General features: G+C 53.7%; 11 protein-coding genes. All 11 read right to left on the reverse strand.

Going from position 1 to position 11,340, the window contains the following annotated elements; translation table 11 throughout:
* Positions 1–13 precede the first annotated feature (13 nt).
* Entirely contained in the window at positions 14–613 is a 600-nt protein-coding gene (locus tag ACFQ03_RS11360) for a class I SAM-dependent methyltransferase (RefSeq protein WP_144939921.1), read from the reverse strand.
* Positions 614–743: 130 nt separating this feature from the next.
* Positions 744–1,874 (reverse strand): glycosyltransferase family 2 protein, encoded by a 1,131-nt coding sequence (locus ACFQ03_RS11365; RefSeq protein ID WP_379288210.1) that lies wholly within the window; start codon positions 1,872–1,874, stop codon positions 744–746.
* Positions 1,875–2,081: 207 nt separating this feature from the next.
* Positions 2,082–3,395, reverse strand: a complete 1,314-nt coding sequence (locus ACFQ03_RS11370; protein WP_379288212.1) for a glycosyltransferase family 4 protein — start codon at positions 3,393–3,395, stop codon at positions 2,082–2,084.
* Between the two features lie 30 nt (positions 3,396–3,425).
* Entirely contained in the window at positions 3,426–4,373 is a 948-nt protein-coding gene (locus ACFQ03_RS11375; protein ID WP_144939925.1) for a GDP-mannose 4,6-dehydratase, read from the reverse strand.
* Positions 4,370–5,404 carry a mannose-1-phosphate guanylyltransferase gene (locus tag ACFQ03_RS11380; protein ID WP_144939927.1) on the reverse strand — a complete coding sequence of 345 codons (1,035 nt, stop codon included), beginning with the start codon at positions 5,402–5,404 and terminating at the stop codon, positions 4,370–4,372. The genes ACFQ03_RS11375 and ACFQ03_RS11380 overlap by 4 nt, the downstream gene beginning before the upstream one ends.
* A 559-nt stretch (positions 5,405–5,963) precedes the next feature.
* Positions 5,964–6,284, reverse strand: a complete 321-nt coding sequence (locus ACFQ03_RS11385; RefSeq protein ID WP_379288215.1) for a hypothetical protein — start codon at positions 6,282–6,284, stop codon at positions 5,964–5,966.
* A gap of 47 nt (positions 6,285–6,331) precedes the next feature.
* The gene (locus ACFQ03_RS11390) at positions 6,332–7,456 is read right to left on the reverse strand and encodes a CgeB family protein (protein ID WP_379288216.1); all 1,125 of its coding nucleotides are present in this window, start codon (positions 7,454–7,456) and stop codon (positions 6,332–6,334) included.
* Positions 7,453–8,634: a CgeB family protein gene (locus tag ACFQ03_RS11395; RefSeq protein ID WP_379288217.1), complete on the reverse strand. Its 1,182-nt coding sequence runs from the start codon at positions 8,632–8,634 to the stop codon at positions 7,453–7,455. The genes ACFQ03_RS11390 and ACFQ03_RS11395 overlap by 4 nt, the downstream gene beginning before the upstream one ends.
* Before the next feature lie 71 nt (positions 8,635–8,705).
* Positions 8,706–9,422 (reverse strand): sugar phosphate nucleotidyltransferase, encoded by a 717-nt coding sequence (locus ACFQ03_RS11400; protein WP_379288219.1) that lies wholly within the window; start codon positions 9,420–9,422, stop codon positions 8,706–8,708.
* Positions 9,423–9,485: 63 nt separating this feature from the next.
* Positions 9,486–10,217, reverse strand: coding sequence for a glycosyltransferase family 2 protein (locus tag ACFQ03_RS11405; protein ID WP_379288221.1), 732 nt, complete (start codon positions 10,215–10,217; stop codon positions 9,486–9,488).
* On the reverse strand, positions 10,214–11,077 hold the full coding sequence (locus ACFQ03_RS11410) for a hypothetical protein (protein WP_379288223.1): 864 nt from the start codon (positions 11,075–11,077) through the stop codon (positions 10,214–10,216). The genes ACFQ03_RS11405 and ACFQ03_RS11410 overlap by 4 nt, the downstream gene beginning before the upstream one ends.
* Positions 11,078–11,340: the final 263 nt, after the last annotated feature.

Here is an 11,340-nt window from a genome sequence, read left to right on the forward strand (position 1 = left end):
AATCCGTAATCAATCAATTCCATACAGTCGACAACAATATGGCTCCGCGGGCATCCGTTTCATAGAACGGATTGAACACTTGACGGTATTGGGGAAAATTCGTCAGGATCATGCCAATCGGGTGGGCCAGATGGGGAAACTGCTTCACATCATCCATCGCAATATATGGAATTCCGAGCCGGACCGCATGGAATAGATCATTGTACGCCGTATCTTCATCATGGCCTCCATCAATCCAGGCGAAGCCGATTCCAGGCTGATGAAACGAAGGCAGGGTAACCCTGGTGTCTCCGAATGTAAAATGAACCCGCACATTGGATTGATGCTGGTTGATCAGATGAACGCAATCCTGGGATTGAGGATTCATATCAAAAGTAAAAATCTCGACCTGACTTACCAAATGCGATAGAACATAAGAAAAATACCCTTTGTTCGTTCCCGTTTCCAGCACTCTCCGAGGGTTTGCCTTCGCCAGAGCATACCGCAGAAATTGCACCTGGGACTCGGCTGTTGCGGGATCGTTATATTCAAGCAGATTTCCTTCCAGTATCGAAGCCTGATTGGCCAGCAAATGATATAGAGGCTGCGCCTTCATGTAATCGACTAAACCCAAAAGGACTCTCCCCTCTCTTATAAATAGAAGCGGTACATTCGGACTTCATTGTGCATAAAAGAGCCGGCTGGAGAAGGTCCTCTGTACAGACGGACACCCGACCTTCGGCCTGAATGGCATTCTCTGCCTGTCAGCCGGCCCTTCTCCTCCGGCTTCGCCGCATCCTCCTTCGCCCGGACATCGCGGCCGCTCCCGCCTTCCTCGTCGAGCGTACCGAACGGACTCTTCCCCTGCCGCTTCTCGTTCTCCGCGCCCGTCTCCGGGAAATGCCCGCCCGGCGGATTCTTCGTCTTCGCTGACGCAGTTGTCTCTTGGCAAGGCGCGTAACCGGGCTTTCCAGAACGGGAGGGGCACCGGCAGCGGCAGCGGGCCCGGAATCGGGCTCCGGCAGATAGAACTGCTGCTCCATGGTATACTGATCCGCCTGGGAGTCCGCCATAATAAACGGCGGATGAACGAGCGGAAAGCTCATCGGCACCAGCGGCAGATGCGCTAGCGCGCTATCCGCATCATGCGCATAAGTGGAGCTTCGGCCGAACCCGATGTTGGTTACCAGATTCGCATTGGGCATCACACTCAGCCCGTTCTGCAGCCAACAGGACAAATTCCACTTATAATCCCAAGACAGCACATGCTTGCCGTCCAGGTGGTCCTGATACATCTTATGGAAGAAACGGATGGCATTCGGATCGCTCGTCACACTTTGCAGCCAGCCGTTACGGCTGATCTCCGGCCACAGGCGGAGGGAGTCATCGTAGTGGTTCCAGGCCCTGCGCCAGGTCGCCCAGCCCCAGATATGAAACAAGCGGGAAAAATAATAACTGGCTTCAAGCCGGCCGCGGCCCTTCTGAAAATTGTTGCCGGAGATCATCATAATCCGCTCATCATTCCTGTACCGGTTCAGCAATTCCTGACAGAACGGAAAAAAAGTCGGATGCGGAAGACAGTCATCCTCCAGAATGATCGCTTCTTCCACCTGACTGAACACCCAATTTAAGCCAGATGTTATCCGCTGATTCAACCCCAAATTAACCGGGGAAAACAAGGTCGATACTTCACATGGCCAATCCACCCTACTGACAACAGCGCGAGTTGCGGAGCATAACTCCGCTTCGCCCGGCTGGTCAGGACGGGGACCGTCGGCGATCAGAAACAGCTTCGTCGGTCTGGCTGACCGTATGGCGTTGAAAACCTGTTCGGTAACATCCGGTCTTTTAAAAATAAACAGGACTACGGGAACGGTAAGTCGGGACATGTTCATTTCATCGCCTCCCCATGGCTGAAAGTGAAGGCATCCTGCTGATGCCGTTTGGAAGATCCTTCAGCATCGGGAAATCAGGTGGAGATTCTCGCTCCACCTGACGCTTAGCCCCCGAGCTGCGGAGCTTCTCTGGTGAGGCGGCAGGACAAGATTCCAAAAGACAAGGTCTCTTTCTGCTTGCCGCCGGAAACATTTTTCGAAGGGGATTCAAAGAACATGGAGCTGCTGTAATCTTTGCCTGATTCTCTGGCCAACGGCAGCCGGAGAATATTGGCTGTAGATCGTATGGGCTCCCTGAACGGATATCATTTGATAGTAAGGGTGATCGTCTACCAGCCGGCGCATATAATGCGCTGCCTGTTCGATATCCGGATCGGCCCACACCTGATAAGCCTTGTACGGGCCGTAATCTTGCCCGACCGGGATCAGCCGGTATTGGACGGGGCAAGAATTGTCATGGTTCATAAAATCGACATTGCCCGAATAATAGGTTCCGATAACGGGCTTGCCGAGGAACATCGCTTCAGCCAGCGGCAGGCCGAACCCTTCGGAACGGTGGAGGGAAACGTAACTGTGCGTCAAACTGAACAAGGCATTGATCTCTCTCCGGTCCAGCACCCGCTCCATCAGATGAATGTTCGGCCATCCTTCCGCCGCCCCTCTGAGCTTCGCCAATTCGATCCCCGCGCTGGAAATGATATCGGCATGCGGATTGTTGACCTTGATGACCAGCCCCACCCGCGGATCATTCCGATCGAACGCCCGCTTGAACGCCTCTATCGCTGCAAGAGGATTTTTCCTCTCGGCGAAGCTGAACGTATCGTACATAGACAGGAACAGGAAGCGATCATGCGGCAGTCCGAAATGGGCGCGTGTCAGTTCATTCGGAACCCTCACCTCGATCGAATGGGGAATGTGGACGACCGATACGGGTGATTTCTGGGCAATGGACTGCAGTACGAACTGGGACGGTGCCCATACTTCATGAACAAGCCGGAAGCTGTCGCACCATTCGTTGGGGAAGTCGGACAGCTCCCAGTGCCAAACCCCGATGTTCAAATGGTTATGAAAGACTTGCCCGTTATGCATCTGGTACGGCTTGAGAAAATCCGCGTTCATATGGAGCACGTTGACTCTAAAGACAGGCTCGCTCATTTCCTTATGCATCCACGATAAATCCGACGTCCGCGAAGGAGATCCCGGAATCTCGATGATGCCGAAAGGAACCTCTGCGGCCGTCAACGCCCGGGCGGCCGCTCGCAGGCTCTCTCCGATTCCGCTCTCCGCCCTTCCCGTGCCGATCAGATTGACGCCGGCAGGCAGTATAGGCAGCTGATAGCGGCGAACACGGATCCTCCTGCGATGCCCGGACGCCAAGCCTCTGCGCCTTCTGCCGATCAGAAGGCGCCTTCCTTTGCCGGATCCGGCAATGGATCGGCGAATGATATTCCTTCTGCGCCGCTTCCGCTTAAGGCGAGTACGGCGTCCTGCCGACCATTTTCTTGGCTTCAGGATAGCCATTCCGACTCTCTCTCCTTTCTACGATCGCTCTTAAACACGCTCGCGCCAGTAATTTAACAGGTCTTCCATCGTTTGCTCGAACGGAATTTCCGGCTTCCATCCGGTGGCCTGATGGAATTTACTGTAATCCCCAAGCAAAATTTCGACATCCGATGGACGCAGCCGCTCGGGGTCCTGCTGAACGGTAATTTCCTTATTACTGAAGGAAAGCAGAAGATTCAGCATCTCGCGTATGGTGCAGCATTTGCCGGAAGCGATATTGTAGGTCTCCCCGGGTGTTCCTTTCTCCAAAGCGAGCCAATAAGCCCGGACGACATCGCGAACATCGGTAAAATCCCGCTTCGCTTCCAGATTGCCGACCATAAGTACCGGAGGCTTGATACCTTTCTCGATTTCCGCAATTTGCTTGGCAAAATTCGAGGTCACGAAATTTTCTCCGCGGCGCGGTCCGGTATGGTTGAAGGTACGGGTCGGGATTACCTTCAGCCCGTAGCTTTTGTGGTATTGATAGCCCAAATATTCCTGGGCTACTTTGCTTACAGCATAAGGGCTTAGCGGGCGGAGCGGATTCGTTTCCTTGATCGGCACCTCGTCAGGCTCCACATGCCCGTATTCCTCGCTGGAGCAGGCAATCTGAATTTTGCAGTCCAGATCATGCTTGCGCACCGCTTCAAAGATATTCACCTGTCCGGCCACATTATTGTGGATCGTATCCACAGGCGAATTCCATGAGGTCGGAACAAAGCTTTGTGCGGCCAGATGAAAAATAAGATCCGGCTTAACCTTCGCGAGCAAGGATTCCACCGAAAAAGGATCCCTCAATTCACACTCGACCAATTGAATATCTTTAAGATGACGGATATGGTCCATTCGGCTGCGATTGCGTATCGTTCCCGTCACCTCCACCTGCTTGCCGAGCAAATACTCGGCCAAGTGGCTTCCTACAAATCCCGATATTCCAGTAATCAATGCCTTCATTCTCTCTCGCTTCCTCCTTCTTCTTCGCGTTCCCACTCCTGCAGAACCTGTTTAATGAGCTGCTCATCCGATTTGTGGCATACCAGCAGCCCTTCCCCGGTAGAGACGATGATCAGGTCTGCGGCTCCGATGACGACCGTCTTCGCTTTGTCCGTAAAGACGATGTTGTTGAACGAATGTAAAAATCGGATGGGGCCCTCCGCCAAGTTGCCGTGCTCATCCGTACCGTGAATTCTTTCCAAAGACGTCCACAACCCGACGTCATCCCATTCGAAGTCGACCGGTACCGTCCAGATCGTATCGGCTTTCTCCAGCACCGCGTAATCCACGGATATTTTAGGCAGCTCGGAATAGCCTTCCTTCCAGGTATCCCCCGGCAGGTCTATTCTCTTCCAGATTGATGCTTGATAGAGCTTCATATAATAGGCAATCGTAGAAGGCTTCCAGATGAAAATCCCGCTGTTCCAATACATATTGGGCTGGAGAATCAGCTCCTGGGCCTTCTCGTGAGAAGGTTTCTCGATAAATCTGCGGACCCGCCGGATGCCTTCTGCGCTTTCCTCCGCCTCAATATACCCGTAGCCGGTCTCGGCTCTGGTCGGGATCACTCCAAGCGTAACGATGGCCAAATCGCTTTCCGCTCTCTGCTCGGCCTTCCACAAAGCCTTCATCAGCGCTTCGTCATCGGGAATATATTGGTCGGACGGAGCGGTCACGATCACTTCATCCTCTTCTCTCCTCAAGAAAAAATTCGCCGTCAGAGCTACGCAAGGACCGGTATCCCGAGGGGCCGGCTCCTCGATAATATGGTCCGCGGGCAAGTCCGGGAGCTGCTGCTCTACCAGGGATCGATAGGTTTTCGTTGTAACTACATAAATGCTCTCCCGCGGCAGCCATTTGCGAAACCGTCCGTACGTAACCTGCAGCATTGTTTCCTTCGAGGTGAGGGATAGAAACTGTTTAGGCTTGCGCTCAACACTTCTCGGCCAGAATCGGGTTCCTTTGCCTCCGGCCATAATGACGACCTTCATCCGCAGCTCTCTCCTTTCCATCTGGCAGTTGTTCACAAGTCCCCTAATGAATACATCAAGTTAACTGGCGCAACTCGTAATTTTATGCGACTGATGCTAGCCATGCTTGGAGTGATGTCGAGCCGTCGGAATAGGGGTAAAAGAACTTAAGGGATAAGTGTTACTAGGATACATAGTATGCAGTCTTCTTTTCATATAAATGAAGCAGAAACCTATCTTGAAAAAAATTGGCGGTCGTCCATCCCCTGTTTCATCGGGGCTTATGACCTTGACATCTATCTTCAGGCAATTCTTTCACTAGCAAAAAAAGGGCCGGTCATTTCGTAATTCAACAGGAATCTTTCGTAGAGAAGAATCATAGAATAGTAGAAAATATGGAATTTGCCATTAGAGAGGAAATAGGAGAAGAAGAATAGAGAAAAAGTAAAGGCTTGTCCCCGTAGGATGGAAGGATCTTCCCTGCTCGAGGGAAGCCTCCGCTAAGGACATAAAGTAGAATTCAGCATCTTCGGACTCTGCCGGAAAAACGGCTAGGCTCTGGAAAACGGCGGGAACATGTTCAAGCGGAAGCCTGAAGCCCTTCGGCTCCCTCCGCCATTCCCTGTGCCGCCCCTTCATCGAAGCCCTGCCGGTATCCGAGCTGATAGCCCTGCCAGTAAGGGCCGGTTCTGCGGGGGATGTAACTTCTTGTTCGTTTCGTTCCAAGCCGTCTGCGTCCGCGTGCAGCCTTACCCTTCCGACGGAACATGGACCGGCGGGAGGATAAACCGTTTCTCCGGCGCGCCGTTCTTCTTCTGGCCGGTCTGGCATGAAGCCGTATCGGAGAAGCTTTGCGGCTCCGCAAGCTCCTTCGTCTTGCCCGCATAGAATGAGCTGCCATAGTCATGCGACCTCCTTCTGTAAAATTGAGGCGACAGGCCGCGCCCGTCAGCCCGGCGTTTGTTCAAAGATGATAGTAAAGAGCTGATTCAGCCGCTGCTCGTAGGTGTGCTCATGCAGGGTCCGTTTTAAAGCTCTCAGCGCAATATCCCTTCTTTCCTCCGGCCGGCTTAAATAATAGTTCACCTTCTCGACAAAATCGCTCGGAGAGCTGTAAGTAATGATTTCTTCTCCGGGAACATAGAAGCTTGCAAGGTCGGATCTTTCGTCTGTTAGCTGAAAAGCCCCGCAAGCGGCGATTTCAAATGTCCGCGGGTTGAGGGATACCGCCGGAATTTTCCGGCTGTTGGAATTATAGGACTCATCATCGAAGGCGCGATGCAAATTGATGACGATTTGGGAAGCACAATAGACTTCCGAAGTTTCCTGCGGCCCCATCCATCTGCCCAGCTGAATCTTGCGGCGATACGTACGGAACCGCCTAAGTCGATGCCACCACCAGCCGGACAACAGGAAATTGCGGTGATGAAGAAGGGGGAGCACTTGATTGAAGAAGGCGATCCGATTCCAATACCCGGTTCCGATAAAGCTGATCTCCCGGCGCCGGAACGGGTGAACGGGACGCGGCAGGAAAACATCGGGATTGGCTCCCAACGGCAAATAATGGACACGGGAACAGCCCATTTGCTGATAAAACGGGAGACAGCTTTTTTCAAGTGTGAACACAAATTCGTAATAGGGGGCGATTCGGCCTGTAATATCCGTATAATAAGGGTCATCCGTCAGCCATAGCGCTGTTCGGATTCCCCGCGAGTGGATCGTATTCATAACGTCCGGAGGAAGTACCATCCCCTCCAATACCAGCACAAGATCCGGCTGCACCCGATCGATAATGCCGAGAATCGGATCATTAGGCAGAGCCGTTTCGCAATAGGCCGTCATTTTACGCAATGCTGCGGCCACCGCCTCGTCCAGCGGAGAGTAGGGGAAGCCTTTGCCGCTTGTTACGAACAGAACCCGCTTGTTCCATAACCGCGGTTGGTGCATCGCGGCGAACTGCTGCTTGACCGCCAATGCTCTTCCATAGTGGCGACCTTCTATAAGTCCTTGCTGATAACCGATCATTCTTCCCGCAGTATAACGAGGCTGGGCCCTTCCCGGCGAACGTCTCATGATGTCACCTCCGATCGTTTATTTGCTGACTCGAGTCTATCGCCGAATACCGTCGTTAACAGCTGAATCAGCCGATGGCGGTAAGTATGCTCCTTCATGGTTCGGTGTAACCCGCGCAGCGCTACTTCCCGCCGTCGGTCTTCATGATTTAAATAATATTCCACTTTCTCGATCCATTCCTGTGCGGATGTATAAGTTTCTATCTCGCTGCCGGGAATATAGAAATCGTTCAGGTCCTGGCGAATATCGGTGAGCTGCAGAGTCCCGCAGGCCGCCATCTCAAATGTCCGCGGGTTGACGGACAGCGCGGGAAGCCGGCGGGAATTTTTATTATGCTGGCTGTCTTCCGCAGCCCGGTGGAGATTGACGACGATCTTGGCTCCGCTATAATAGGCCGCTGTCTGCTCGAAGGGCGTTCCTGCAAGCGTAATCCGATGCTTTAACCGCGGATAGGCTTTGAGCCTCGTCCAGAGACCTCCCGAAATCATCACTTTCTTCCCGGTCAAGTATCGGCTGATTTGATCGAAGAAGGAGATCCGGTTCCAGAATCCGGTGCCGATAAAACAAATATCCGTCCGGTACTCGCTGCCTACAGGCTGAGGGTAGAACACCTTGCGGCTGGCCGCCAACGGCAAATAGTGCACATTTGGACAGCCAAGGCCTTGGTAGAAGGGAACACAGCCCATTTCATGCGTAAATACATAATCATATAAAGGGGCGATTTGGGAGGAGACGTCCGTGAAATACGGATCGTCGGCGAACCATACCGCGGTTTTCACCCCGTATTGCTTTAGTGCCTGCGCCTGCTCGGGGGGAAAAGCATGAACTCCGTTCAAGACGAGGACCAAATCAGGAGCAAGACCTGCAATATAGGCCGCCGCGTCCGCCTGCATCGGATTGACGACCGACACTCGCGAGACCAACGATTCAAGACCGCTGCGAATGCCTTCATTAAGGGCAAACAGCGCCTCGTGAACAAAAACGACATGAAGGTCATACAAAATTTCGGATGGGTCCGGAACCTGTTCCATCACCTTCCGGCAGCGGCCGTAATGATAACCGTCGCTCCATCCGTCTGCATGGCCTGCGCGGAATCCGTCCTCTGTCCGCCCGCCTGCCAAGCGCCTGGTTTTGCCCGTCCTCCTGCGTATGAATGTAGCCTGTCTGCCGCTTCTCATGACATCTGCAGCTCCTTTCCCGAATGTTGTTCTTCTTCCGCGATGCGCCCGGTCCGTTAGAACCGGCAGCCTCACTCTTGCCGTTTAAGCATGTACTTGGAGGCCTCCTGCAAGGAAGAGAATGTGCCCGCATCAATCCACCAATCGGCCATTACTTCATAGGCAAGAAGCATTTCCTCGGCATACAGGTTGTTAACATCGGATATTTCCAGTTCTCCCCGCTCCGAAGGGACAATTCGCCTTATTCGATCAAATACTCCGCTGTCATACCAATAGATCCCGGTGACGCAATATTCCGAACGGGGATGGTCCGGCTTTTCTTCAATTCGGATAATACGTCCTTCCCTAAAGACGGGGACTCCGTAACGATAGGGCTCATCGACTTTCTTGAGCAGCACCATTGCGCCTTCCCTTTGTTCAAAGCTGCGGACGAAAGGTGTCAGGCTCTCCTCGAATAAATTATCCCCCAGCATAACGACGAATTTTTCCCCTTCCTGAATAAAGGGCCGGGCCAATTCCAATGCATTCGCGATTCCGGCAGCCTCCTCTTGAACCCGATAGGTAAGACGGACCCCCATCTCCGAGCCGCTCCCCAAATACCTGATGAAATCTCCGGCCGCTTCCCGGCCGGTCACCAGCAGAATATCGGTGATTCCCGCTTCGCGCAGCTTCAGTACACTGTAATGGATCATCGGATATTTCCCTACCGGCAGGAGATGTTTATTAACTACCGCCGTCAGCGGCGCCAATCGGGTACCTTTGCCGCCTGCCAGAATAACTCCTTTCATAAGCTTTCCTCCCCTTCATCCGTTATGGTCATGGACTTGACAGGTTGCCTGTCAGGTCCTTCATCAGATAAACCGATGCGGATGAACTCCCCATTTTCGAATAAATTTTCTTCGGTTGATATAAAGCAGTTTGCTCCGCTTCGAATGCCTGCGGAAGCTGGCACTGCCGATATGATGAACATACGCATCCCGGGCAATCAGCAGCCGGTAACCGGCTCTCCTTGCCCGATAACAATAATCATCGTCCTCGTAATAACCGGGAGTAAATCGCTCATCCAATTCCCCGATCCGCTCCCACAGCTCTCTTCTGAATAGAAAGCAGAAGCCGGTCAAGCGCCGGGTGGCCGTACGGATTCCCCTTCTCGCTTCCATATACCGATGAGCCTCGCAGTGGAACTGCTCCATAGAGGCATAGCCCAAGCGGACCTTCTGGCTTCCGCTTACCCGATTGGAGCAGGGGCCGACGATTCCTATATCCGGGGCGCTGTGCAAAGCTTCAAGCAATCGTTCCAGCCATCCGCCGGTTACGACTACATCATTGTTAAGGAGCATCAGGGAGCTTCCCTTCGCCAGCCTCAACCCTATATTGCAAGCGGCCGGAAAACCTCGGTTATCCGGCAGCCCGACATAAGTAAGCTGTTCCTCACGGCAATACTCCGCTGTACCATCGACAGAACCGTTATCCACCACGATCAGCTCATAAGGAGAGGAGGTAGAGGAGCGAATGGACTGAATGCAAGCCGCCAGCAGTTCCCGGCCATTATACGTCGGGATGATGATGCTCGTCATTGTCATGGCCGTTCTCCCCCTGCCACATGCGGCAGATCGTCCGAATCCCGGGAAAGCAGGGGGCCTGGAGGCTCCGACGCACTCCGGGGTTGGAGCGAATGACTGCTAACCTGCAGCTTTTCCTGCTCTCCCGAAGGGGCTTCTGCAGCACCCGCGGCTATGGGTGCCTGTACACTCATACCCAATCGGAGAGCATCAGATAAGGCAGCGCTGGGATCGGCCGCACGACCGTACCCCATCCGCTCGGCAGCCGTCCGAGAGAGGGAGTAGGGGAGGGAGGGGGGACCCGCAGACCCGTTCTGCACGACCATCTCCACCCCGCCGGCAACAGCCAGGATGAGAGGTACGAGAGCTTCGGCCGGAACAGCTTTCTCCGCATCGGCAAAGAGCAGAATGTCGGAGCGGCTGATCCTCGCGCCGGCCTCCCTGGCCTCCGTATCGGATTCCGATGGCGGTTGCGCACGCACAAGGATCGGCCTGGCGGGATGTGCCCGCAGTTGAGCGAACCAAGCGTCATCGGAATGGCGGAGGACGAGAATAATGTCCTCAAGCGGCAGCTTCTGCAGCTCATCCAGGATAGAATGGACAGCCGGATAGGGCTCTTGGACACCTAGAATAGCCGTCGTCCGGCTGATCGCGGAGGCGGGGAAGGGCGGAGCCGGGTGGCGAAGGAGTTTTGCTCTTGCTGTCCGGCTTGCCCTGCTGCCGCGATTGTATTTTCTCAGCCTGGGTGCGATGCCTCTTCTTCTGTTTCTCGAGCCGGTTATTTTCCCCTGCCGTCTGCGTCCCCAGCGGATTGCAGCCTTCCTTGCGCGGGAGCTGAGGACTTGGCGCCGGCCTCTTCTTGTTCGTACTTTTCTTGTCATCTCAACCCCTCACTCATACCGGATTCGGAAAATGTACGGCTCTTTCGGAAGACAACCGCTGCTTGGATTTTCGGATAATGAACCCGGATAATCTAGCCTTTCTGTTAGCCGAACAACTTGTTCGGGCTCAATGGTTTTCATCCCATTGTATGTCTCCGTGAAAGTTGTGTAACGGCACCTGTAACCGGGACTCTTCACATCCTCCAAAAACACAAAAAAAGCCTAACCGTTAGGTTAGGCGCTGCCGAGAATATGAAATTATG

Source organism: Paenibacillus residui, from assembly GCF_042677205.1.
Classification (GTDB): Bacteria; Bacillota; Bacilli; order Paenibacillales; family NBRC-103111; genus Paenibacillus_L; species Paenibacillus_L residui.

Coding starts and splice junctions, on each gene's coding strand:
- ACFQ03_RS11365 (WP_379288210.1), bottom strand. CDS start 1,874: ATGAACATGTCCCGACTTACCGTTCCCGTAGTCCTGTTTATTTTTAAA.
- ACFQ03_RS11370 (WP_379288212.1), bottom strand. CDS start 3,395: ATGGCTATCCTGAAGCCAAGAAAATGGTCGGCAGGACGCCGTACTCGC.
- ACFQ03_RS11375 (WP_144939925.1), bottom strand. CDS start 4,373: ATGAAGGCATTGATTACTGGAATATCGGGATTTGTAGGAAGCCACTTG.
- ACFQ03_RS11380 (WP_144939927.1), bottom strand. CDS start 5,404: ATGAAGGTCGTCATTATGGCCGGAGGCAAAGGAACCCGATTCTGGCCG.
- ACFQ03_RS11385 (WP_379288215.1), bottom strand. CDS start 6,284: ATGGCAGCTCATTCTATGCGGGCAAGACGAAGGAGCTTGCGGAGCCGC.
- ACFQ03_RS11390 (WP_379288216.1), bottom strand. CDS start 7,456: ATGAGACGTTCGCCGGGAAGGGCCCAGCCTCGTTATACTGCGGGAAGA.
- ACFQ03_RS11395 (WP_379288217.1), bottom strand. CDS start 8,634: ATGAGAAGCGGCAGACAGGCTACATTCATACGCAGGAGGACGGGCAAA.
- ACFQ03_RS11400 (WP_379288219.1), bottom strand. CDS start 9,422: ATGAAAGGAGTTATTCTGGCAGGCGGCAAAGGTACCCGATTGGCGCCG.
- ACFQ03_RS11405 (WP_379288221.1), bottom strand. CDS start 10,217: ATGACAATGACGAGCATCATCATCCCGACGTATAATGGCCGGGAACTG.
- ACFQ03_RS11410 (WP_379288223.1), bottom strand. CDS start 11,077: ATGACAAGAAAAGTACGAACAAGAAGAGGCCGGCGCCAAGTCCTCAGC.